This is a genomic window from Billgrantia tianxiuensis (assembly GCF_009834345.1).
In the GTDB taxonomy this organism is placed as follows: domain Bacteria; phylum Pseudomonadota; class Gammaproteobacteria; order Pseudomonadales; family Halomonadaceae; genus Halomonas; species Halomonas tianxiuensis.
In genome coordinates, this window is the sequence record NZ_CP035042.1 from 4,562,915 (window position 1) to 4,586,031 (window position 23,117).

A 23,117-nucleotide genomic window follows, 5' to 3' on the forward strand; every position below is an offset into this window, starting at 1 on the left:
CTCATCCAAGCCTTTTCATCATCATGGCGCAGAAACATATCCGCAGAAACTGACTATTCTTCAGTCTCGACCGACGTAAACGTTAGGGCCAAACTAGACGAAAGGAGAATATCGACACCCCACCAGGCTGGCATCGCCCCGTTCATGGCCCTTGCCACTGACTTCGGCAAGCCATTCGAGTGCTGCCAGGAGTCGCTCGTGGCCCATCTGGCGCGCAATGAAGAGGGGCCCGCCCCGCCAGCGAGGGAAGCCGTATCCGTGCACGAGCGCAATGTCGATGTCCGCCGGTCGCTGGCAGACGCCTTCATCGAGCAACAGCAGCGCCTCGTTGATCAGGGCGAGCAGCGCCCGCTGCTGGATTTCCTCGTCAGCGAACGCCCTCGCCTCGATGCCCTGCTCCTGGCGGTAAAGATCGATGATCGCCGCGACCTCGGGGTCCGCGACGGGGCGCTTGTCTTCGCCGTAGCGGTAGTAGCCCTTGCCCGTCTTGCGCCCCAGGCGACCGGCTTCGCAGATCAGATCGGGGATTCCCACATAGCGGCGCAGCTGCCGGGTGGCCATGGTTTGCTGGCGCATCCTCCAGGCGATATCCAGCCCGGACATGTCGGCCACCTTGAACGGCCCCATGGCAAAGCCATACGCCTCCAGGGCGGCATCGATCCGTTCGGGGCTGGCGCCCTCTTCCAGCATGAACTCGCACTGACGGCGATAGGCCGCGTACAGCCGGTTGCCGACAAATCCCCAGCTGTTGGCCACCACGATCGCTTTCTTCTTCAGGCGCCGAGAGAACTGGATGGCAGTGCTGAGCGTCTGCTCGCTGGTGGTCTTGCAGCGCACCACCTCGAGCAGCGCCATACGCTGCGCAGGGCTGAAGAAGTGCAGCCCAAGGACGCGCGCCGGGTTGGCGATACACTCCGCGATCCGGTCGATATCGAGATAGGAGGTATTGGTCGCCAGCAGCGTGTCCTCGCCGACAAGACCGGCCAGGTCGGCAAACAGCGCCCGCTTGATGTCGAGATCCTCGACAATGGCTTCGATCACCAGGTCCGTGCCGACCACCGCCTGGATCTCCTGGGTAGGCCGCAGTCTCGCCAGCAGCTCATCGCGCCGCTCGGCCGTCATGCGCCCACGCTCGACATCCCCTTCCAGCTCCTGAGCGATCCGCTTCACCCCCGCCTCGAGGGCCGCGGCACTCCGCTCCAGCAGATCGACCGTATAGCCGACCTGCAGCACGCAGAGGGCGATCCCGCTGCCCATCGTGCCGGCACCGATCACCGAGACTCGCTCCAGTGAGCGAGGCGCCACGGCCCGGGTCGGCGTGAAGGGCGGCTCGCGCTCGGCAAAGAAGAGGTAGCGCAGCGCGCGTGCCGGTTCGCTGCCACGCAGGGCGAGGAAGTGCGCCCGTTCCTTGGCCACCGCTTCGGCAAAGCTCGACTTGGCGGCACTCATTACCACCTCGGCCGCCACGGCTGCCGCCGGCAAGCCGCGTGAACGTGCCAGCAGCCTTTGCGCCTGAGCCTGCAGCGACGCTTCCTCGACGGGGGCGACGTCACGCTCGGCCAGGGGCCGTTTTCCGCCCCGGTAGCGATTCGCGTAGGCCAGGATTTCGGCCTGCAGCGCCGCGCCCTCTTCCGACGCCGTCAGCAGCTCGTCCACCAGTCCGATCCGGTTGGCCTCGGCGGCCGCGATGGGCTTGCCGCTGACGATCATCTCCAACGCCTTGGGCAGTCCCACGGCGCGTGGCAGGCGCTGGGTCCCGCCGGCACCGGGGATGACGCCGACGCTGACCTCGGGCAGCCCCAGCATGGCGGTGGGCGTCGCCAACCGCACGTCGCAGGCCAGCGCCAGCTCCAGCCCACCGCCCAGGGTGTGGCCCTTGACCACGGCGATCAGCGGCAGCGGAAAGCCAGCCAGCGCGGCCGTCACTTGCGGCAGCGTCGGTTCGGTCGGCTCGTTTTCCAGCTCGTGCAGATCGGCGCCGGCCACCAGGTGCTGGCCCGCCCCGTCAGCACGACAGCGGTGGTGCGCTGCACGTCGATCCGGCCCAGCGCGGCCAGGATGCCCCGACGTACCGCGTCGGTGCTGCTGTTGACCGGAGGATTGTCGAGGGTGATGACCGCCACTGCCCCCTCCTGGCGCAGGTGGACCTGGCCGCCGGTACGCGCTTCAGCCATGGGAGCCGCCCTCCCCGCCGCCCTCATCGAGGACGAGCACCGCGTCCGCCGCCACCACGCCCTCTCCTTCCGGCAGGACGAACAGCGGGTTGATCTCCGAGGTCACCAGGCGCTCGCCCAGCGCCGCCATCAGGGCGGAGAAATGGACGATCGCCTGCGCCAGCGCTTCGGTATCGCGCCGCGGTGCACCGCGATAACCGTCGAGCAGGGGCCAGGTGGTCAGCTGCTGCATCATCTCCCTGGCCTGCTCCAGCGTGAGACCGCCCTGGGCCGGTAGCAGCCGGATGGCGGTGTCCTTGAATAGCTCGGCGGTGACGCCACCGGCACCCAGCAGGATGGCCGTGCCCAGGGCATCGCGATTGGCCCCAGGATCAGCTCGTGGCCGCCCGACACCATCGCCTCCACCAGGTAGGCGTCGGGACGGCGCCCCACGTGGGATTTCACCTGGTGCGTCATCTGCTCCAGGCGATCGCCGATCGTGTCCGCATTCAGGTGCAGCGCCACGCCGCCGATGTCGCTCTTGTGCAGCAGGTTGGCGTCCAGCACCTTCAGCACGACCGGCGCTCCCACTTCACTGGCGGCGCGCTCGGCCTCCTCGCGCGTGTGCACGACACGGCTCGGCGGTACGGCAATGCCCGCCTCGGCAAACAGCTGCTTGGCGGCGGCCTCGTCGATCGCGCCCTGGGGCAGGCCGCTCACGTCGGGCAGTTGGACGCTCGGCTGGCTGGCCCCAGCCTTCAGCGGCTGACTGGTGATGTGCAGGGCTTCGAGCACTGCACTGCAACTTTCCGGCGAGCTGAAGCCGGGAATCGCCGCCCGGTTCAGGCGCTGTAGCGTATTCGGCGCATAGGGGCTGACGTAAGCCAGCACCGGCTTGTCGCTGGAATCGAGGCTATCGCTGATCGCCCGACCACGAGGTCCGGCATGGCCAGGCCCGAGGAACCGATGATCACGATCAAGGCGTCGTAGCTGTCGCTTTCGAGCAGGATGCGAATCGCTTGCCGCAGCAGATCGGGCTGCAGCCCCGCCAGGGTCACGTCGATGGGGTTGCGGTCTAGTGCCGTTGGCGTATCGCCCTGCAGGGCGCGCAGTTTCTCCGCGGTGGCCTGATCCGGCGGAGGTGTCTCGAAGCCATTGATGCCCAGGCTGTCGGCGATGAGGGTACCGGCACCGCCGGTGGAGGTCAGCACGGCGACGCGGCGCCCCGCCAGTTGGCGGCCGGCCACCAGGACGGCGGGCACGTCGAGGAATTCATCGAAGGTGTTGACGCGAATGACACCGAGCTCACGGAAGAAGGCATCGTAGACGCGGTCTTCTCCCGCCAGTGCTCCGGTGTGCGAGCTGGCGGCGCTGGCCCCCGCCTCGGAGCGCCCGATCTTGAACACCACCAGCGGCTTGCCTGCTTCGCGGGCCCGCATCGCCACCTCACGGAAGCGCGCAGGGTGGCGAATGCTCTCCAGATAGAGCGCAATCACCTTGGTGCTGGGATCGTCGATCAGGTACTCGACGAAATCGCTCACCTCCAGATCCACCTCGTTGCTGGTGGAGATGAGCGAGGAGAGACCGATGCCGCGGCCCGCCGCACGCGAGAGCAGCGCCCCCAGGATGCCGCCGCTCTGCGAGACCACCGCCACGCTGCCGGCAGGCAGCTCGCTGACCTCCAATGCCCCGCTGGCGGAAAGGGGAATGCCGGCCGTCAGGTTGACCAGGCCGATGGTGTTCGGCCCCAGGATACGCATGGAACCGGCGGCCTCCTTCAGCTGCGCCTGAAGATCCTGGCCCTCTTCCCCCGCCTCCGCATAGCCGCTGGCGAGCACCACCGCGGCCTTGCAGCCCAGTTGAGCCAGTCCGCGAACCGCATCGATGCTGCGCCTGGCATTGAGCAGCACCAGGCCGACATCCGGGGCCTCAGGCAGCGCCTCCACGCTCGGGTAGCAGGTGAGGCCCTGGATCTCGTCGGCCTTGGGATTGACCGGATAGATCGCCCCCCCGAAGCCATGCTTGATCAGGTAGGAAACGGGCAGGCCCGAGGTTTTCTTCGGATCGGCAGAGGCACCGATCACCGCAATACTTCTTGGATTGAGGAGGGCATCGATCTGGTTCACTGCTGGTATTTGGTTCACTGCTGGGCCTCCTTCATGCGATCGAGAAAGGCCTGCACCGAGCGGCGATGCTCCTCGGAGGTGTAACAGATGCCCTGGGCCTTGCTGCCCTCGGCAAACACCTGGTGCTCGGACATCTCGTAGCTCTTGTTGATGACCGACTTGGTCAGCGCAATCGCCGTACGCGAGCCACTGCTCATCTCGTCCGCCATGGCCCGGGCCGAGCCCAACAGCTCGTCGGCGCTGCAAAGCCGATCCGCAATGCCCAGCTGCAGGGCCTCTTCGGCATTCACACGACGACCGCTGAAGATCAGCGCCTTGGCACGCGCCAGGCCGACACGACGGGGCAGGAAGTACATGCCGCCGCCATCCGGCACCAGCCCACGGGCGATGTAGGCCCAGGTGAAGTGGGCATGCTCGGATGCCACGACGAAGTCACAAGAGAGGGCCAGGTCCGCGCCCAGCCCCGCCGCCGAGCCGTTCACGGCCGCCACGGTGGGAATCGGCAGGTTCAGCAGCAGGCTGGCGGCGTAGTGCACGCCCTGCTGTCGCTCCCAGCCGTTGAATCCCACCGTGGCAGGGTCGGCTTCCATCCGCGTTTTCATGCCTGCGATGTCGCCGCCGGCACAAAAACCCTTGCCACTCCCTGTGATGACCAAGGCGCGAATGGCGCGATCGGTGCGGATCGCAAGCAGATGCTCCACCAGCTCGGCCCGCATGGCATCGCTCATGGCGTTGCGCTTGTCGGGACGGTTCAGCGTCAGCAGGGCAATTCCGTCATCCAGCGTAAAGTTGACCAGCTCGTTCTGGCTCATGACACACCCCTCTTGAATGACAGCCGTCATGTAAAAAGTTATTTAAAGAATGAAGCCCAACGGCTTTCCCGATAAAACCCAGGCCATTGCCTGCCCGCACTTCAATCAAAGGAAAGAAAAGGCTCCGCCCATGACCAAGGGGAACCCCTAAAGAGCCACAGGAGAAGAACGGGGCATAAAACAGGACACGCAACTCTGAGGAAATCAGTGTGGCAGAAGCATCAACCTTGCCGCACCGACGGTATAAACTTTCTATTCGCCAGACTTTTCCAATTCACCCTTGGCGACTTCACTTATCCTTCTTGCAAACTCCGTATACTCTTCCGGGCCCATCCATGAATCGGTGACCCCGGCATTACGTGCATACTCCTGGTAATGTTCGGAGCGCATGGCCTCATGGAATGCATCGGCGATCTGCTGCTGCGTCTCCATCGGGATGCCGGCGGGACCGAAAACGCCGCGAACCTGAACCCAACCGGTATCGATGTCGACTCCTTGCTCTGCGAAGGTGGGAACGTCCGGCAGTCCTTCCAGTCTTTCATCTGCAATGACACCGACGCCTTGAATGCGGTCAGCATCGAAAAAGCTCTTTAACGCACTGAGGTTGGAGATCCCCACGTCCACGTGACCACCCATGACAGCGGCGATGATGTCGGGCGTGCCGTTATAGGCGATCCACTCGAATTCGACATCGGCCTCGTTCTCGAGCATGGAAATGGCGATATTCTGCGTGGAACCTTCCGGGCCGAATCCTCCTACGCTGACTTTCTCGCTTCCATTTCCGGCTTTCTCGAGCAGCTCGCCAACGCTCTCGATACCCGTCTCGCTTCTGGAGAAGACGATATGCACGTCTTCCTGCGCCGAGGCGATCCAGGCAAAGTCATCCAGTTCGAAAACACCGTTGAGATTGGTCAGCATCCCGGTGAAGTGGGAAAGCGTATTGATGCCCAGTGTCAGGCCGTCGGGCTTCGCACTGCGAATACGGGACATCTGAGTGGCACCCGCGCCGCCCGGCGAATTGATAACGACGATCTGCTGCCCAATCTGGGGTTCCATCGTTTCAGCTAGCGTTCGGATGAATACGTCCGCCGAACCGCCCGCCTGGGTATGCATGACGAGATTCACTGGACCTGACGGCCAGTCACCCTCGTCTGCGACCGCAAGGCTTCCGGCAGAAGTTACGGTCAACAACGAAACGGCGGCAACGTTAAAAAACGTTTTCGAAACCGTGCTCTTGAAGTTATTGTTCATTTTCTTCACCTCACTTGTTATCAATTACAAGAACCAAGCATCAACACTGACCAATGCTGGCATGACCTAAAAAACGCTTCCACCGACGATAAATTGGTGCTTGGCCAACCTTTGGTTCAGTGAATGCTAGATCGACAACCCAAGCCCGCCAGGCAGCTCATTTCCCCACATGATGTTGCCCTTGATCTTCTCGAGTTCGGGCCGTGGAAGGATGCCTGTCGTCAACTCATCGTATTTCTCGATCAGCTCATCATCCGACATGGGATCTTCCGGGTCTCCCTTGCGAGATTCCTGGAAATGGGAGACCTCCTTCCCATCGGCGGTCGTCACAATGATGTTGGCCATCCGCTTCGCGGGGTATGCTTTGGCAATGTCCTGCCTCTCCGACACCGTCACCTTTTTCATCAGGTCACGCATTCGCGCATCGTTCAGCATCGCGCTTTCGAACGCCTGCAGCCTGACTTTTCCTGATAGCAAAAAGGCAGCAACGCAATACTGCAGGCTGAACCTGGCTTCCTGGGCCGTGTTCGGGACGGGCCGATTGCACATCGAGTAGGTAGCGCCATATCCCTCGATGTGGATTCTCTGGATCTGGTCAAGGGGTATGTTCTCTCTTTCCCTGAGCACCTTCAGTCCATCGAGCGCCGGGAAGATATGCCCACAGCAGCCGTGATTCTTGATCGTCATGCGCGTGATGGGCGTCCAGTTGCCGATGCCATCCAGCGCGGCTTTCCAATCTCCGCTGGAGTCGCTGGTTGCCGCGGCGAAGCCGTTAGGCGCATGCAGGCTGTCGAGCGATGCCGTCACGCCTTGGGCGGCGGCCATTCCGGCCAGGATTCCCGCATCCGCCGCATGACCGGCGTGCAGCGGCTTGGCCATGCCTTCGCCTTGCAGGTTTTGTTGATGTCCGCCGGCGAAGCTGCTCGAGAGGGCAATGGCGTGGCCAATTTGCGGCTGGCTGGCGCCGAGGAGCATCGCCGTAGAGACTGCCGCGCCGATAGTGCCCACTGTGGCCGAGGTATGCCAGTAGGTGTAGTGGCTTGGCTGAATGGCCAGCGCGATACGGCAGCCGACTTCGTAGCCGCCGATAATGGCACGGTGCAGCCGCTCGCGAGATGCGCCGATATCCTGTGCGACTGCAAGCGCGGCGGAGATGGTGGAGCTGCCGGGGTGGTAGCCGCCGTCCTTGAAGATATCGTCGAACTCGACCGTATGGCTGGCAGTGGCGTTCAACAGGGCAGCATGGCGTGGCGCGCCCTGCAGCCCATCGACATAGCACACTGCCTTGCCGCCGCCCCGCGTGCTGGCAAACGCCTTGGAGAGCAGCGTGGCAGGTGCGTGGCGAGTGCCCGGTAGCGTGGTGGCAAACCAATCCAACAGCGCGCGGCGCGTTGCCCAATCCACCTCTGGAGGCAAAGGTCGGCGCTGCCACTCGTCCGCCACCCGTGCCAGGCATTCGATAGGATGGTTCATTGCGGTCACCTAACGAATCTCATCCAATGCACCGCCAATGACCCCAGCGGCTTTCAGGGCGTGAAGGTCATCCACTGAATAACCCAGGCTGGCGAGCAGTTCCGCCGTCTGGGCGCCGACCTTTTGCGGTGGAGACGTGATACGCCGCTCACCCGCAGACATCGTAAACGCCGAGATCGGCACGACCAGCGCACGCTCATCGTTCTCCTCGATGGGCTGGCTGTGCAACATGCCCCTCGCGCCGACGTGAGGGTCGGCCAGGGTTTCCTCCAGACGCCTGATCCTCGCCGCCGGAATGCGCCGCTCCTGCAGGAACGTCTCCCAGTAGTCCGCCGTCATGGTACCGATGATTTCAGCAATGACCTTGGCTTCTTCCTCATGGCTATCGAGGCGCTGGTTGTTGTTCTCCTTGATCATGTCCTCCCGCCCCAACGCCGTCCACAGACGCTTCTGCTGCGTCAGGTTGGACGCAGCAATCATCAACGGCTCATCGGAGGCGTGGTAACAACCGATCGTGGCGAAAGGAAACGTATTGCCCTTTGGCTCCGGCTTTTTTCCGTTCCACAGCAGTGCGGTCAAATAGGGACTTGTCAGCATCAGGGCCGTGTCCAGCATCGACACATCGATGAACTGCCCTTTCCCACCATTCCGCTCGCGCTGAAAAAGCGCCGAGGCAATGGAAAATGCCGCTGTCGTACCGGTGGCATAGTCGACGACTGGTGCACCGCTCTTGAGCGGTCCCGTCTGACGGTCTCCCGTCATTGCCATCATGCCCGAGAAGGCTTGAATGACATTATCGTAGGCCGTGAGCTCCCGGCGCGGCCCCGTGGAGCCAAAGGCAGAGATGGAACAGTAGATCAACGCCGGATTGATGGCGGCCAGATCTTCATATCCCAACCCAAGCTTTTCCAGGGCGCCCGGGCGGTAGTTCTCGACGAACACATCGGCCGTTGCCAACAGCCTCTTCATGATTCGTTGCCCTTCGGGCTTCTTGAAGTCGATGGCAACGGCCTTCTTGTTGCTGGCCTGGGACATGAATGCCGTACCCATGCCGATATCGTTCAGCTCCCTGTCAGACCCTTGCAGGCGCGCCTGGTCAGGGTCCGATGGCGACTCCACCTTGATGACATCCGCCCCCAGCACAGCGAGTTGATACGTCGCGAATGGGCCGGCCAGCACGTGGGTGGCATCAATGACACGAATGCCTTCAAAGGGGGGAGACATAGCACCTCTTCACATTGCAAAGTTATTCTCTGCCACAAGATTTGCGGGGCTAATAGCAACGTATACGAACGAGGGCTAGACGTGCACTGAAGAAAAATCAGGCCAAGGCTAACAAAATGTTGGCAGCGCTCCTCCCGGTTGAGCTGACCTCACAGAGGTTTTCGAGACATCAGGTCGTACAGATCTCAAAAAAGCGATAAATCAGATGGCCTAGCCAGTTTCCATGCTCCTCATAGAACCGATCCTCCTGCAACCCTGCTGCTCTCGCAGGTTTCTCTGTGTAATCAATCATTTGAAAGCCGACCACAAGGGTCCGACCACTAGCATCTGGACATAGGGGAACAATAAGCTGCATCATCAACTCTCTTATTCCTAAAACTACTCTACGAGTGATAAATTCGGCACCACCCAGGAACCATCAAGAAGTCTTAAAACTCACTTACCGGAAACTATATTAACCACCACCCACAAGACTAGAGTGTAAAAATGAAAAGGCCTTTTCATGGATAAAAAGCATGTTGACTGGGAATCTCTGGCTCTATTCATAACTGTCGCGCGTGAGCAGGGCTTGTCCGCAGCAGCCCGTCGGGTCGGCACGAGCGCTCCTACCCTCAGTCGCCGCATGCTCTCCTTGGAACGAAGCCTGGGTCGCCAATTGTTTGTACGAGGCAGGCTGGGCTATTCCCTGACGGATGACGGCCAAACCCTGCTGCGAGGGCTTGAGGAGGTAGAGGCTCGTATTGAAAGACTGACCCAGCCACGCGCGAAGATTAAGCCAACCGTGAAGATATCCGCCGGCAGCTGGACGGCTCTTTTTTTGATGGAACGGTTGCACTTGATCACGGGCCAGCCGCCTGACATCAAGCCCTGTTTCATTACCAGCGAGAAAGTACTCAGTATACGGCACCGGGAGGCGGTGATCGGTTTTCGGAACCAGCGACCCACGGAGAAGACTCTGGTAGCGCGGAAGCTCAAACCTGTCGAGTTTGCTCCCTACATGGCGGCCGAAGCTCCGGAACGCTGGATCAAAGTGCTTGTGGACACACCATCGGCGCGCTGGGTGGACCGTGAAATCAGTGAAGAAGACATCGTTTGTGAAACCAGCCAGCCTCGCGCCGCTCTTGACCTTGCCCTCACAGGCGTTGGTATTGCGCTGTTGCCTACCTTTATCGGGGATGCGCAGGATCGTTTACGCCGCGTTCACCCTCCGATCGACGAGTTGAGGCACGAGCAATGGCTGGTCATCCATCAGGATGACCGCAACCTACCGGAGGTTCGGAAGACGATTGATCGGATCTACAAATTCATGCGGAATAAAATTGACTGAAATGCGGCATCAGATCCAGACGTCGTTCTCGGCGGTCCGCTCGCCCCCGACCTGCCCCGTATTCAGAATCCCGCGCGGCTCGATCAGCATCACCTCCGCTTCCTGCTCGGCGAAAGGCTTGTGCTCGACGCCCTTCGGGACCACGAACATCTCACCGGCGGCCAGATTGACCGCCCCATCGCGGAAATCGATGCGCAGGTTGCCCTTCATCACCAAGAATACCTCATCCGTCTCGGGATGATCGTGCCAGATGAAATCGCCCTCGAGCTTGACCACCTTGAACTGGTAGTCGTTCATCTCGGCAATTACCCTGGGTGACCACTGCTCGTTGAGCAGGCCAAGCTTCTGTCGGATATCGATCGCCTTGTAGTCCATCTTCCCCTCCTCTCGTCGGATGCCATTCGCGTCGCCGAATTGGCTCGCCCCGCTATCGGCCGCGATATAGCTACGCTAGCCCAACGAGGCGAAACACAACAGAGACAGTTATGCGCCATTCCGTACATGACAGTTGAGGCATTGCCCATCATCACCCCGGTATCAAGACCAGCTTCCCGAGATAATGCTCGCCGAGGGCGCGGTGAGCATCGGCAGCCCGCTCCACTCTTTCTCTCAAAAGCTGGAAAACCCACCCTGCTTCAAAGACTTGGTTGAGCCACTCGGCATCCCTTTGGGCGACTCCCCCTGCATCTGCAGAGGTTTTTTTCGACTTCCCCTTCCCTAGCATGACCCTCGTCCCCCTCCACCCAAGAAAGGACGACCCATGCATAGCGCCTACAAGAACAACGTCATCGCCCTTGCTGCACTGGCCGCACTCTATTCGACCGTTGCCCTGGCATCCCCCTCGCAAGCGCCCGACAGCGAGTGGACAACGAAAACGCTGGTCAACTCCCGGGCCAACATGTTCCATCCCGCCCTCAACCACCTGACGTTCCAGTCCTTGGACAAGATGTTCTCCACGCGAGCCGTGGAGGCCCCGCCCGCCCCATGGGGCCTGGAAGAAAGGCCGATGGAGATCGACGGGACCTTCACGCTGGAGGGCGAGCAAGTTTCCCTCGAGGCGTTTCTGGAAGGGACGAGAACCAATGGCCTGCTCGTTCTCAAGGATGGAAAGATCGCCTACGAGCGCTATCGCAATGGTCTCGACGAGGCGACCCCGCACGCCGTCTTCTCAGTCTCCAAGTCGATCCTCGCTACCCTGATCGGCTTTGCCGTCGAGGATGGCAGCATCGCCAGCCTCGACGACAAGGTGGCCGACTATGTGCCGGCCCTGGCTGGCAGCGGCTACGAGGATGTCAGCATTGTCGACGTGTTGCGCATGCGCTCCGGGGTGGCCTGGGAAGAGATATATGAATTCGGGGGCAGCACCCAGCTCACCGAGGTGCACGACAACGCCCTGGTCGCTTACCGCTACCGCTGGTGCGACTACGCGGCCTCATCCTCCGAGCGCCAATACGAGCCCGGCGAAAGGTTCAACTACTCCACCCTCGATACCAGCGTGCTCGGCTGTGTGCTGGAGGGTGCCGTCAATACGACGGTGGCCAACTACATGACGGAGAAGCTCTGGCAGCCCGCCGGCATGGAGTTCGACGCCTACTGGATCATGGACGGCCCGGAGCCCGTCGGGAACGAGTTCTACGGCGCCGGCTTCAACGCCACGCTGCGAGACCTCGGGCGCTTCGGCCTCATGATGCTCGACATGGGCGAAGCCAACGGCGTCCAGGTGCTATCCAGAGATTGGGTGGAAAGCGCCACCGTTTCCGATCCCGGCTACGAGCGCATCTCGGAAGACGCCCCCATCGGTTATCAGTACCAGTGGTGGACCTTCCCTGACCGTGACGCCTACTCGGCCATCGGCATCTACAACCAGTTCGTCTACATCGACCCGCAGAGCCAAACGGTCATCGTCAAACTCAGCCACACGCCCGATGCCGAAGGCTGGGAAGACGACACCCTGGCCTTCCTCGAGAAGATTTCACACCTCACCCCTTAGTTGCAGCGAAGCACCACGCATTCGGGAGGCCTTCTACCCTGGGAGGCTTTTCGCCCCCCTGTGGGCTCAAGCCTCCTCAGTACTCCACAAGCTATCGACCTGTCACGACCCGATAATTTCAACAACAAGGTAGAAAGACATGAACAAGACATCGGCCTGGCTGGCTACCGGCGTTTTTTGCGCCGCCTCCTTCTCTGCGCATGCCTGGGAAATCAACGACGATTTCTCCCTCTATCTCGATATCAAGGCCCTCAGCGACTATCGTGCCGGCGGGGTCTCGATGACGAGCAACGACTCCGCCCTGTGGCTCGATGCCACCCTGGTCCACAGCAAGAGCGGAGGTCATGCCGGCATCTTCACCTCCAATATCGATTTCGGCACGGATGCCAACCGGGAATTTGCCTATTACCTCGGCATTACCCGCCCCATCACGGAGAACTTGCTGGGCTCCTTCACTCGGATCGAGTTCGAATACCCTCGGGACAACCAGTTCAACTTCGGCGAGTGGATCGCGACACTCAGCGCTTACGGCGTCACCCTTGGCGTCAAGTACAGCGACGACATGAAGCCCGATGCCAAGCGCACCATCGCCTGGCTGGAGTATGAACACAGCCTCCCTCACGAGACGACGCTGGGCTTCCGCTACGGCCTGACGGATCAAAGCCGCGATATTTATGTCGACGATGACGGCTCCAGGCGCAGCACTTATTACGATTGGGAAATCGGTATCGGCAAGCGCCAGTGGGGACTGGACTGGCGCCTGGCCTACATCGACACCGACCTTTCCAGATCCGAGTGCGCCTCCGCCTTCGGCGCCAGTAACGTCTGCTCGGCGACGCTGGTGGGATCCATCTCCAAGCTTTTCTAACCGTAGGGGAAGGTTAGGCTGGGGGAAGGCAGCGCTTGGCTCACTCGCCGCCGGGATGACGAAGCGCCGAGATCAGCTCCACCTTGTTGCTGACCCCCAGTCGAACATAGGCATTGCGAAGGTAGGTCCTGGCCGTGGCGGGAGTGACGCCCAGCGTACGGGCCACCTCCTTGTAGGAGCTGCCCTGGGAGTAGAGCCTCGCGGCACTGAGCTCCCGCGGAGCGAGCAGGGAAGCGCGTCGGCGGGAGCACATCGTCAGGGAGACCAGCTCACCGCAGGGCTGCACCACGATTCCCCTCCGGCTTCCGGCGACAAGGTGCAGGGCGCATGCCCCAGCATGTCGGAAAGATTGTCCGGCAGGCGGGAGCCCTGCCAGCCGGCATACTCCTCGTTGAGGGCCGCTCCCACTTCCCTGCCGATGTAGAGCAGCTCCCCCTTCCTGCTCGAGAGCGCATAGTCGTCCCAGTCGTTCGACATGCCATCGGAACGAACCGCCATCAAATAGGCTTTCCAACAGCGAGCCAGGTGCCGGACGAACTCCTCCATCAGCAGAGCATCGACATCGTCGAAGCCGAATCGGGACTTGCCTCGGTTGATCGACACGAAAAACAGCATCCCGCTGGGAGGGAAATCCAGCGTCACGGCCATGCTATGGTAGATGTCATGCCGTTCGCAGAACGCTCCCACCGCCGTTTTCGCCTCCTCCGGGCAGTCGCCCTGACACTCCCTGACGGCCTGGCCCAACCGAGAGATCGAAGCGTTCGCGAATCGGTCGAGGGTGGAGATGTCGTTCCACTCCTCGGCGAACGAAGGGCTCAGACCCAGGCTGCCATGCATCAGGTTCTTCGCTGGCGCGTCCTGTGCGGACACATACACCTGCCCCCACCACGCCGTATCGAAGCTCACGACATTAGCGAAGCCTTGAACGGCTTCGTGTAGCCAGCTTCTCGATGCCGGGCATCTGGGTATCTCGGCCAGGCCAAGCACTTCGTGGCTGAAGCGCTGCAGCACCCTCGCATCGACCGCGGAACCACATGCCTTGCTGTTGTTATTGTTCATATGGGTATCGCTCATGCCGTTACTCTGCAGATTCAATCGAGCCGCAACACGCCCTGCGGCGGTGGCTCGCGATAAAGCGCCTCGACGATGGCGGCCCGGTTCTCCAGCACGGTCCGCTGGTTGATCGAGCCCTTGTCGGTGATCTCGTGGGCATCCAGGCGCGGCGGCTCGTCGAGCAGCACCAGGCGCCGCACCCGGGTGGAGCTGCCGGTGCTGTGGGCGTCCAGGTCCCGCAGCATCTGCAGGAAGCGCTCGTGCACCGGCTCGCTGGCCAGCACCGTGGCGGCATCGATTTCGCTGCCCAGCCCCGCCAGCTCACGGCACTTCTCCAGGTCCGGGAACACCATGACCGCCACATAGGGCCGGTCGAGCCCGGCGATCACCACGTCCTTCACATAAGGGGCACCGGCTTCGATGATGCGCGCCCGCAGCGGCCCGACGCTGACCCAGGTGCCGGTATCCAGCTTGAAGTCCTCGGAGATGCGCCCGTCGAAGCGCATGCCGCGCTGGGGTCGTCCGGGTCGATGAACTTGACCGCATCGCCCAGGCAGTAGAAGCCTTCCTCGTCGAAGCTCCTGGCGGTGACCTCGGGCTGGCGCCAGTAGCCCGGCATCACGCTGGGCCCTTTCACCCGGCACTCCAGCTTGCCGCCGTTGGGCACCAGCTTGATCGTCACCCCGCGCGCCGGCAGGCCCACCACGCCGGAACGGGACTCCTCCAGCGAGGCGAACATCGCCGAGGGGGCGGTCTCGGTGGCGCCCAGGCCGGTCAGCATGCCCACCTTGCAGCCCAGGGTCTGGATGGCCAGGCGGTCGAGTTCGTCCCAGATGTGCTGGGAGAGCCCCGCCGCGGCGAAGAACATCAGGTTGAGCCGGGAGAAGAAGGTCTCGCGCAGGGCATCCTCGCGCTTCAGGTAGTCCACCAGAATCTCGAAACCCTTGGGCACGTTGAAGTAGACCGTGGGGGCGATCTCGCGCAGGTTGGCGATGGTCTTCTCGAACTCGCCCGGCACCGGGCGGCCGTCGTCGATATAGAGGCTGCCGCCGTTGTAGAGCACGATGCCGACGTTGTGGTTGCCGCCGAAGGTGTGGTTCCACGGCAGCCAGTCGACCAGCACCGGTGGCTCGTCGCGCATGAAGGGCATCAGCGAGGCCAGCATCTCCTGGTTGGCGCAGAGCATGCGGTGAGTATTGACGACGCCCTTGGGCATGCCGGTGGAGCCTGAGGTGAACAGGAACTTGACGATGGTGTCGGGGCCGACGGCCGCACGGGCCTCCTCCACCGCCGCAGTCACGGGAGTATCCAGCAGTTCGTCGAAGGTGCCCAAGGGGAAGCCTTCGGCCTCTACCGCCACACAGTCGCAGTCGGCCGGCTGCACCGCCGCCAGGGCGGGAGCGAAGTCCTTCGCCTTGTCGACCATCAGCAGGCCCGGCGTCAGCAGCTCGACGATATGGCGAAGCTTGCCGTAGTCGCGGCTGACCAGCGAATAGGCCGGCGAGACGGGGGCGAAGGGAATACCCACATACATCGCCGCCAGCGACAGCAGCAGGTGCTCGATGGAATTACCGCTGAGGATGGCCAAGGGCCGCTCGACGCTCAGGCCGTGGTTCAGCAGTCCTTGCGCCAGGCGGCGTACCCGCGCCAGGGTCTCGGCATAGCTCAGGCGCTGCCACTCGCCGGCACCGTCGCGCCGCGCCACGAAGGTACGCTCCGGCGTCTCGTCGGCCCAGCGCTCCAGGCACTCGAGCAGCGTATCGGGGTAGTCGCCGAGGGGTTCCTCGACAGTGAGAAGTCGGGTTCCATCATCGCGCAGGATCAGCTTGGCAGTGGCAGTGCCCAGACGGACATCGCGAAAGGAGGAAGACATGGGCGCTCCTGCTGTTTGTGATCGTTGTCAGGATCGAAAGGGGCATCTCGCTACCCTCGGCATGGGAGCCTTGGTAACATGGAGTCCAGTATTTTTTTAAACTGTTGGCATGTCAAACATTTTGCCACCATAACATTATTCTTGGGGAACCGAAGAAAGGCGGAATAAGCATTCAGCATCAAAAAGATACGCTCATAACGCCGTGTCGCCGTGACGATTCTCACGGCCGAGACACGACTAAAGTTGGAGACCGTGACAGGCCTCGCCGTCCGGTATCCGATAGGCTGTTTGCTGCTTGCCGCCTCGTGGCTCACCCAACCTCAGGGCCGACCAACCTATGAGCAACGACGACCAGAACGGTATCGACTACTCCATGCTGCAGTCCCGCCTCGGCTACAAGCTACGCCGGGCGCAACTCGTCTACTTCGACGTGTTCTTCGAGGCTTGCGCCCAGGAGGGCATCACGCCCGGTCTGTTCAGCATCCTCGCCATCATCTATCACAACCCCGGGCTGACGCAGTCGGCGGTCTCCACCGCCCTGGACGTGGACCGTTCCGCCATGGTGGCGGCCATCGACAAGCTGGAGAGCATGGAGGTGGTGGAACGGCGCAAGTCGAAGAACGATCGGCGCTCCTATGCCCTCTACCTCACCGACAAGGGCAAGGAATTCACCGAGCGGCTCAACCGCAAGGTCTCCGCGGGCGAAGACAGCTTCGACAGCTTCATGAAGGAAGGCGAGCGCGAGTGGCTGCTCGACCTTCTCGACCGTATCATCGCTGCCCGCAAGGGAGGCTGATGCCCACTGCAAGCGCCCGGAGAGACACAAGGCTCTGTCTGAAAACTCGGCGAGCGAAGGCCAGGGCTAGGCCCGTTCCCTACGGGCCAACGCACTTCCCACATCCATGTGGGTCGCAAGGCAAAAATCGGCGTGAAGACGGACTGGGCTCGCACACGAGTTTACGTGCTGTAAATGAGTACTTTGAGCCGATTTTTAACGCCGTATGGCCGAGCGCAGCCAGTTTTCGGGCGAGCCTAGATGGGATAGTGCCGGGGCCCCAGCTGAATCGTGATCCAGCGCAGCTCGGTGAACTCCTCGATACCCGCCTTGCCGCCGAAGCGCCCGTAGCCGCTGGCCTTGATGCCGCCGAAGGGCATCTGCGGCTCGTCGTGCACCGTCGGCGCATTGATATGGCAGATGCCCGACTGGATGCGCCCGGCAACCTTGATCGCCCGCGCCGTGTCGCGGCTGAACACCGCCGCCGAGAGACCGTACTCGCTGTCGTTGGCGATACGGATGGCCTCCTCCTCGCCCTCGACGCGGATCACCGCCACCACCGGCCCGAACGACTCCTCGCTGTAGAGGCGCATTGCCGGGGTCACGCCATCCACCACCGTGGCCGGCATGATCACCCCATCGGCCCGGCCACCTGCGGCCAGGCGCGCACCATGGCTCTCGGCATCGTCGAGCAGCGCGTTGAGCTTCTGCCCCGACTCGGCGTTGATCAGGGTGCCCAGGGCATTGCCCTCGCCGCGCGGGTCGCCGGCCTTGAGCGCCGCGGCACGCGCGGCCAGCTTGTCGACGAAGGCGTCGGCCACCGAGGCATCGACGATCAGCCGCTCGGTGGACATGCAGATCTGCCCCTGGTTGAAGAAGGCGCCGAAGATCGCTGCGTCCACCGCGGCATCCAGGTCGGCATCGTCCAGCACCAGCAGCGGCGCCTTGCCGCCCAGCTCCAACAGCACCGGCTTGAGATAATGCGCCGCCTTCTCGGCGATGATCCGCCCCACCCCGGTGGAGCCGGTGAAGTTGATGCGCGCCACCTCGGAATGCCCGATCAGCGCCTCTACCACCTGCGGAGCGTCGGCCGGCGCATTGGTGATCACATTGACCACGCCGTCACCGAGCCCCGCCTCCACCAGCACCTCACCGATCAGGTGGTGGGTCGCCGGGCACTGCTCCGAGGCCTTGAGGATCACCGTATTGCCGCACGCCAGCGGCGTGGCCACGGCGCGGGTGCCGAGGATGATCGGTGCGTTCCACGGCGCGATACCCACCACCACGCCACAGGGCACGCGAATGCCCATGGCCAGGTTGTCGGGCACGTTGGAGGGGATCACGTCGCCCTGGATCTGAGTGGTCAGCGACGCCGCCTCGCGCAGCATGCCGGCGGCCACCATCACGTTGAAGCCCGCCCAGGCCGGTGTGGCGCCGGTCTCGTCCACCATGCGCTCGATGAACTCGGCCTGGCGCGCTTCCATCAGATCCGCCGCCTTGAGCAGCTTGCCGCGCCGCTCGCCAGGGCCCGTTTGCGACCAGGTCGCGAAGGCGCGGCCCGCGGCATCCGCTGCCGCCTTGGCATCCTCCACCGAGGCCGCCGCCGCCGTGGTGGTGGCCTGGCCCGTAAAGGGATTGGCGCGTTCGAAGGTGCGCCCCTGGGACGCAGCCTTGGCCCGGCCGTCGATCAGCAGTTCGAGGGTCGTCATGGGTCACTCCGTTGCATTGTTATGGCATTGCCCGCTTCTCATTTTCCTCGAAGCTAACGGCTGCATAAGGCAATATCAGCGGGATTACTTGGACTTTTCACGTATCGGGCTTGGACTTTGGTCGTGTGTCAGACCGTCGCCACAGCGTGACGCCAGGAGCGTTACAGACCGGGATAGCATGTAAATGCTCACCCAGCAGCCAGTGCATCAACAACTGTATCAAGCGCTATGCTCCCCAGACGACGCTCAGCGTCCAATCTTTCATGGAAGGCTATATGGCCAGAGTTAATCCCCTGAGTCATTTCAATGAATCCGGAGATGGCTGCGGATGAAAAGCCTTGGCCTGCTATCGATCGCGCCCAGTCTGATTCCGGTATTGAGACAGGCTGTACCTCCTTCCCGAGTTTCAAAGACAAGTGCTCCGCGATATCATTCGGGGAATACCTGGCGGGACCTTCCAGGTCAATAGCTCTCACACCTTCCCAGTCTTCACAGAGAGTTTCTGCCGCTATGCGACCAATATCTTCTGTTGCGACCATCGGAAATTTTTTATCCAAAGGGGAAAGAAAGCTGGGTAAACGACGCTGATGTATGGCCATTTTAACGAGCGCCCCCCAGTTTTCCATAAAGTACGCTGCGCGAAGAAATGTCACAGGCAATCCTGCATCGCTCAAGCCCCCCTCAAGCATGCGATTCATGGCAATCCAGCCAGTTCCCCCGGGCTGCTCAGCACCGATTGACGAGAGGGCAACCAGCTTGGGCAACTTCGCCACCTTTGCCGCCCCCACAATGGTGTAAGCCATCGATTCAGCCTGTGAAAACAGATTCTCTGACGAATACTGCGGGGGGCTGACGATGTACGCACCGGCCGCGCCAGAAAAGGCCTCGCATAAGGCAGCGTGGTCTAAGAAATCAGCCACAGCGACTTCAGCTCCGAGAGCCGTCCACACATCCCCCTTCGACTTATCTCGCACGACAACCCGCACACGTTTTCCGGCATCTAGCAGTGTTCTTGCCGCAGCAGATCCCGTGCGGCCTGTAGCGCCTGTTACAACAAACAACTCGGCAGTGCTCATCATTCCCCTCCTAGTCAACCTTGATGGATTCGTTGTGAGGAATACTATACAATCCGCCATCATACGAAAAATGCATACAGGTTATACCGGGCATGCAAAAAACGGATATGGGCGAGGTCGACCTCAATCTCCTCAAGCTGTTTGACGCCTTGCTGAAAGAAGGCAGCGTCACAGGCGCGGGGGCTCGGTTAGGGCTTAGCCAGCCTGCCGCAAGCCGAAGTCTAGGACGCTTGCGCCGATTGTTGAACGACCGAATTCTGGTGCGAACACCCAATGGATGGGAGTTAACTCCACGAGCGCTCGCATTGTCGGCATCGGTGACCAAGTTGCTTGATGATGCACGCGCAATCGTCGCACCTTCGGAATTTCACCCTGGCACGGCATCCGGTCGATTTACTGTTGCCACAGCGGATCATTTAGCCCTCTTATTGATGCCTGAGCTAGTCGCCAAGCTTTCCTCGTTGGCACCCGGGATTGATCTGGTCATGCCGGCCCCAGCGGGCGACAACGTCGACTTGATTGCTCAGGGTAGCGCTGATCTGGCGGTTGGCTCTTTCGAGGGGCTGCCTGCAAGGTTTTACAGCAGACGACTCTATGATGAAGATTTTGTCTGTGTGGTGCGCCAAGGCCATCCGATACTCGACGAACAACTGACGCTCGATAATTTTGTCTTGTTATCGCATCTTTCGGTGATCATCACCGGCCAGGGCAGGAGTGCCGTGGATGAAGCGTTGGCGCAACACGGGCTCACTCGAAGAATCGCAGTACGGACCCCTCACTTCTTGGTTGCTCCCATGATTGTGGCCGAAAGTGATTTAATCCTATCCATTCCACGAAAATTGGCCCATCGAATTTCCAGATTAGCTCCTATTGAAATACTTGAAGCGCCTATAAAAATACAGCCATTCGCGCCATCTATTATCTGGCATGAAAGGAAGCATTATGACCCTGCTCATATATGGCTTCGCAACCAGATCATAGAAATCGTCCGTGGATGGTGAACAACATTCTATTCACACCCATTATTCGCCGATAACTCAGGCGCTTAACCCGCCTTATTTAGAGTCAAGGCCTCCTGCCTCGGCTCTGTGCGTGTCGGGCCGAGCCGAGCGGCCAGCTCATTGGCCGGCTCTTCTCGTCGTGTCAGGTTGCCGGCCCTCTCGGGGCGGCCTCTTCACGGCTTTCGCGATCCAGCCGCATTCACCGATGAGCAGCCAACACGGCCGCGAGGCCTTCCTGCAGGTCTTTGACGAAAGATTCGGGCACCTCCAGCGACGGAAAATGCCCTCCGCGTTCAGCCGTCCTCCACCGGACGATCTGCCGGTAACGCTGCTCTGCCCAGGGGCGCGGGCACTTCTCGATGTCGCGAGGGTATATCGTGATGGCAGAGGGAACATCGACCCGCAGTTCGGGGTCGAGCGTGTTAACCCCGCCGTGGCTTTCGTAGTAGATGCGGGCTGCCGAGGCGCCGGTCCGCGTCAGCCAGTACAGGGTGACGTCATCGAGAATTCTGTCTCGGGAAATCGTCTCGAACGGGCTGTCTTCGGTATCCGTCCACTCGGCGAACTTGTCGAGGATCCAGGCCATAAGCCCGACGGGCGAGTCGACGAGCGAGTAGCCGATGGTCTGCGGCCGAGTCGCCTGCTGCTTCGCGTACGCCGCGCGATAGAGCCAGAAGTCGCGAGTATCCTCAGCCCATTTTCGCTCTTCCACCGTCAGCCCATCCATGGTCAATCCAGGCGGTGCCTGAGCCAACGTCGAGTGGATGCCGAGAACCTGAGCCGGGAACCTGCCGCCGAGGACCGTGGTGATGACCCCACCCCAGTCGCCGCCGTGGGCGACGAACTTGTCGTAGCCGAGCTTTTCCATCAGCTCCACCCAGGCGGCCGCGATCTTTCCGGCGCCCCAACCGGTAGTGGTCGGCTTGTCGCTGTAGCCAAAGCCCGGCAGCGACGGGACCACGACGTGAAATGCCGGCGCGCCCGGCTCCTTCGGATCTGCTAGCTCGTCGACGATATCGATGAACTCGGCAATGCTGCCCGGCCAGCCGTGCGTCAGGATCAGGGGTGTGGCATCGGCGCGCGCAGATCGGCGGTGCAGGAAGTGAATGCCGAGACCCTCGATTACCGTGCGGAATTGGCCGATACGGTCAAGGCGCGCCTCGAACGAACGCCAGTCATACTCGGTGCGCCAGTAGTTCACGAGATCGACGAGATCGGCGAGAGGCACGCCCTGATCCCAGCGGCGTGGGTCAGGCGCGGCGTGCTGGAGCGTCTCGGCCTCCGGTAGCCGCGCCGCGGCCAGTCGCGCGCGCAGGTCGTCGAGGTCGGCATCGGTTGCACGGGCTTCGTATGCTTGAACATCCCTGTTTAGGCGATTCATGAGTTTGTCCCTTCAGCCTCGATGTTGGCGCCGACGGTGACGGAGCCGAAGGCATGACATGGCCTTGCGAAATCCACGCCTGGCCCCGTCAAAGAGTTTGGCAAAGAACTTAGCACGCAACCGGGCATTACGCCGCTCGATGTCACGCATTTTTGGGTCTGGGTTATGGAAGGCCATCAGTCGTTTCGCCTGCTGTCGCTCTGCAAGCGTAGCAAAATCGGGATACCCGCACCCGTCGTGGCGCCACACATTCCCGATTCGCTTCGTTTCTTCATAACAGGGACTCTATAAAATCTCATCAGATTTCTTTTAGGTATCCATCTACGACATCCCAAGTACAGATGAATAATTTTTCACGATCTTCGGAACTCCCCCGACCACTCCGCCATGACGTAGCGGATCAGCAGCTCTTTTTATCTCGCGCAGCGTCTCTTCACTACACCCTGCAATCTCACGAAATTTTTCCCACTGTCTAGGCTTTTTGGCTGTTGACAAGCCATGTGTGGCTGCACAGTGATGTCGCAACGACTCAATAGCACGATAGCAATAAAACCCAGTGTCGTCAGCATGCTTCATGGCGGAAACGAGATCCCCCAAGCAACGGTGCAAAAACACACCGTTAGGTCCTACGGTCTTGTCATGGAGATTAAACAAGCTTTCTTGCAGATCTATCTCTCGTCCTCTTTCTTCTAAGCAAGGTATTTCAATACCAAACACATAGTCAATACCTCGCCCCTTATTTAAAACTCGAATTATTTCGAATTCGTATGCATACCCCTTAAAATAGCTAATCATCGCAAGTCGGTTTTGAACTATTGTCTTGACAACATTACGCAGATCAAACACATTCCAATCATGACAGCTATCTATCCACACCACAACTTGATTAAGGACAATGCTTACATTTGCCACCCCACTAACACCTGAGCCAATGTGCGAGAACCCAAGTGAAAACTCCATCGACAGCTGCGCACGCTCCGGCAGTACAACGCCGCTAAAAAGATATTCTTCCATTTACATTTACT

At 61.1% G+C, this 23,117-nt stretch carries 23 protein-coding genes; 5 read left to right on the forward strand and 18 right to left on the reverse strand.

Annotated elements, in window-relative coordinates:
- Window positions 1-93: 93 nt before the first annotated feature.
- The 9 genes from EKK97_RS21350 to EKK97_RS21375 all read right to left on the reverse strand — a co-directional run bounded on the left by EKK97_RS21350 (window position 94) and on the right by EKK97_RS21375 (window position 9,039).
- Window positions 94-1,986, reverse strand: coding sequence for a 3-hydroxyacyl-CoA dehydrogenase NAD-binding domain-containing protein (locus EKK97_RS21350; RefSeq protein WP_201296957.1), 1,893 nt, complete (start codon window positions 1,984-1,986; stop codon window positions 94-96).
- Window positions 1,923-2,174 (reverse strand): Clp protease/crotonase-like domain-containing protein, encoded by a 252-nt coding sequence (locus tag EKK97_RS24055; protein ID WP_201296958.1) that lies wholly within the window; start codon window positions 2,172-2,174, stop codon window positions 1,923-1,925. The genes EKK97_RS21350 and EKK97_RS24055 overlap by 64 nt, the downstream gene beginning before the upstream one ends.
- Window positions 2,167-2,523: an acetate--CoA ligase family protein gene (locus tag EKK97_RS25555; protein WP_340162989.1), complete on the reverse strand. Its 357-nt coding sequence runs from the start codon at window positions 2,521-2,523 to the stop codon at window positions 2,167-2,169. The genes EKK97_RS24055 and EKK97_RS25555 overlap by 8 nt, the downstream gene beginning before the upstream one ends.
- Window positions 2,406-3,044: an acetate--CoA ligase family protein gene (locus EKK97_RS25560; RefSeq protein ID WP_201296960.1), complete on the reverse strand. Its 639-nt coding sequence runs from the start codon at window positions 3,042-3,044 to the stop codon at window positions 2,406-2,408. Before EKK97_RS25560 ends, EKK97_RS25555 begins: the two co-directional genes overlap by 118 nt.
- Window positions 2,996-4,297 carry an acetate--CoA ligase family protein gene (locus EKK97_RS24070; RefSeq protein WP_201296961.1) on the reverse strand — a complete coding sequence of 434 codons (1,302 nt, stop codon included), beginning with the start codon at window positions 4,295-4,297 and terminating at the stop codon, window positions 2,996-2,998. Before EKK97_RS24070 ends, EKK97_RS25560 begins: the two co-directional genes overlap by 49 nt.
- Entirely contained in the window at window positions 4,294-5,091 is a 798-nt protein-coding gene (locus tag EKK97_RS21360) for an enoyl-CoA hydratase/isomerase family protein (protein ID WP_159555028.1), read from the reverse strand. Before EKK97_RS21360 ends, EKK97_RS24070 begins: the two co-directional genes overlap by 4 nt.
- 252 nt (window positions 5,092-5,343) lie before the next feature.
- On the reverse strand, window positions 5,344-6,342 hold the full coding sequence (locus tag EKK97_RS21365) for a Bug family tripartite tricarboxylate transporter substrate binding protein (protein WP_159555030.1): 999 nt from the start codon (window positions 6,340-6,342) through the stop codon (window positions 5,344-5,346).
- A gap of 126 nt (window positions 6,343-6,468) precedes the next feature.
- The gene (locus EKK97_RS21370) at window positions 6,469-7,815 is read right to left on the reverse strand and encodes an MmgE/PrpD family protein (protein ID WP_159555032.1); all 1,347 of its coding nucleotides are present in this window, start codon (window positions 7,813-7,815) and stop codon (window positions 6,469-6,471) included.
- 9 nt (window positions 7,816-7,824) lie between these two features.
- Complete coding sequence (locus EKK97_RS21375; protein ID WP_159555034.1) at window positions 7,825-9,039, reverse strand: CaiB/BaiF CoA transferase family protein; 1,215 nt, start codon at window positions 9,037-9,039, stop codon at window positions 7,825-7,827.
- 502 nt (window positions 9,040-9,541) lie between these two features.
- Here EKK97_RS21375 and EKK97_RS21380 point away from each other — a divergent pair.
- Window positions 9,542-10,366: a LysR family transcriptional regulator gene (locus EKK97_RS21380; RefSeq protein WP_159555036.1), complete on the forward strand. Its 825-nt coding sequence runs from the start codon at window positions 9,542-9,544 to the stop codon at window positions 10,364-10,366.
- Between the two features lie 9 nt (window positions 10,367-10,375).
- On the opposite strand, the gene EKK97_RS21385 is transcribed toward EKK97_RS21380, so the two are convergent.
- Window positions 10,376-10,741, reverse strand: a complete 366-nt coding sequence (locus EKK97_RS21385; RefSeq protein WP_159555038.1) for a cupin domain-containing protein — start codon at window positions 10,739-10,741, stop codon at window positions 10,376-10,378.
- A gap of 385 nt (window positions 10,742-11,126) precedes the next feature.
- Here EKK97_RS21385 and EKK97_RS21390 point away from each other — a divergent pair, with 385 nt between their 5' ends.
- Both EKK97_RS21390 and EKK97_RS21395 read left to right on the forward strand, forming a co-directional pair.
- Window positions 11,127-12,356 (forward strand): serine hydrolase domain-containing protein, encoded by a 1,230-nt coding sequence (locus tag EKK97_RS21390; RefSeq protein WP_159555040.1) that lies wholly within the window; start codon window positions 11,127-11,129, stop codon window positions 12,354-12,356.
- Window positions 12,357-12,495: 139 nt separating this feature from the next.
- Window positions 12,496-13,224: a TorF family putative porin gene (locus tag EKK97_RS21395; protein ID WP_159555042.1), complete on the forward strand. Its 729-nt coding sequence runs from the start codon at window positions 12,496-12,498 to the stop codon at window positions 13,222-13,224.
- Between the two features lie 40 nt (window positions 13,225-13,264).
- Here the strand turns inward: EKK97_RS21395 and EKK97_RS21400 are convergent, their stop codons facing one another.
- From EKK97_RS21400 to EKK97_RS21410, 4 genes are read right to left on the reverse strand one after another with little or no spacing between them, the layout of a single operon-like run.
- A complete protein-coding gene (locus tag EKK97_RS21400) occupies window positions 13,265-13,513 on the reverse strand; it encodes a response regulator transcription factor (RefSeq protein WP_159555044.1) in 249 nt (82 codons plus the stop codon).
- On the reverse strand, window positions 13,480-14,298 hold the full coding sequence (locus EKK97_RS21405; protein ID WP_159555046.1) for a LuxR family transcriptional regulator: 819 nt from the start codon (window positions 14,296-14,298) through the stop codon (window positions 13,480-13,482). The genes EKK97_RS21400 and EKK97_RS21405 overlap by 34 nt, the downstream gene beginning before the upstream one ends.
- Window positions 14,299-14,315: 17 nt before the next feature.
- The gene (locus tag EKK97_RS25155; RefSeq protein WP_236551314.1) at window positions 14,316-14,783 is read right to left on the reverse strand and encodes a hypothetical protein; all 468 of its coding nucleotides are present in this window, start codon (window positions 14,781-14,783) and stop codon (window positions 14,316-14,318) included.
- Entirely contained in the window at window positions 14,675-16,150 is a 1,476-nt protein-coding gene (locus tag EKK97_RS21410; protein ID WP_236551315.1) for a feruloyl-CoA synthase, read from the reverse strand. Before EKK97_RS21410 ends, EKK97_RS25155 begins: the two co-directional genes overlap by 109 nt.
- 337 nt (window positions 16,151-16,487) lie before the next feature.
- On the opposite strand from EKK97_RS21410, the gene EKK97_RS21415 reads away from it, so the two are divergent.
- The gene (locus EKK97_RS21415) at window positions 16,488-16,946 is read left to right on the forward strand and encodes a MarR family winged helix-turn-helix transcriptional regulator (protein ID WP_159555048.1); all 459 of its coding nucleotides are present in this window, start codon (window positions 16,488-16,490) and stop codon (window positions 16,944-16,946) included.
- 236 nt (window positions 16,947-17,182) lie between these two features.
- Here EKK97_RS21415 and EKK97_RS21420 read toward each other — a convergent pair whose 3' ends face one another.
- The gene (locus EKK97_RS21420) at window positions 17,183-18,634 is read right to left on the reverse strand and encodes an aldehyde dehydrogenase (RefSeq protein WP_159555050.1); all 1,452 of its coding nucleotides are present in this window, start codon (window positions 18,632-18,634) and stop codon (window positions 17,183-17,185) included.
- Window positions 18,635-18,822: 188 nt separating this feature from the next.
- The gene (locus EKK97_RS21425; RefSeq protein ID WP_234287130.1) at window positions 18,823-19,710 is read right to left on the reverse strand and encodes an NmrA family NAD(P)-binding protein; all 888 of its coding nucleotides are present in this window, start codon (window positions 19,708-19,710) and stop codon (window positions 18,823-18,825) included.
- Between the two features lie 92 nt (window positions 19,711-19,802).
- On the opposite strand from EKK97_RS21425, the gene EKK97_RS21430 reads away from it, so the two are divergent.
- Window positions 19,803-20,711, forward strand: coding sequence for a LysR family transcriptional regulator (locus EKK97_RS21430; RefSeq protein WP_234287131.1), 909 nt, complete (start codon window positions 19,803-19,805; stop codon window positions 20,709-20,711).
- 199 nt (window positions 20,712-20,910) lie between these two features.
- Here the strand turns inward: EKK97_RS21430 and EKK97_RS21435 are convergent, their stop codons facing one another.
- Together EKK97_RS21435 and EKK97_RS21440 are read right to left on the reverse strand one after the other, a co-directional pair.
- The gene (locus tag EKK97_RS21435) at window positions 20,911-22,092 is read right to left on the reverse strand and encodes an epoxide hydrolase family protein (RefSeq protein WP_159555052.1); all 1,182 of its coding nucleotides are present in this window, start codon (window positions 22,090-22,092) and stop codon (window positions 20,911-20,913) included.
- 321 nt (window positions 22,093-22,413) lie between these two features.
- Window positions 22,414-23,106 carry a DUF8168 domain-containing protein gene (locus tag EKK97_RS21440; protein WP_201296962.1) on the reverse strand — a complete coding sequence of 231 codons (693 nt, stop codon included), beginning with the start codon at window positions 23,104-23,106 and terminating at the stop codon, window positions 22,414-22,416.
- Between the last annotated feature and the right edge of the window lie 11 nt (window positions 23,107-23,117).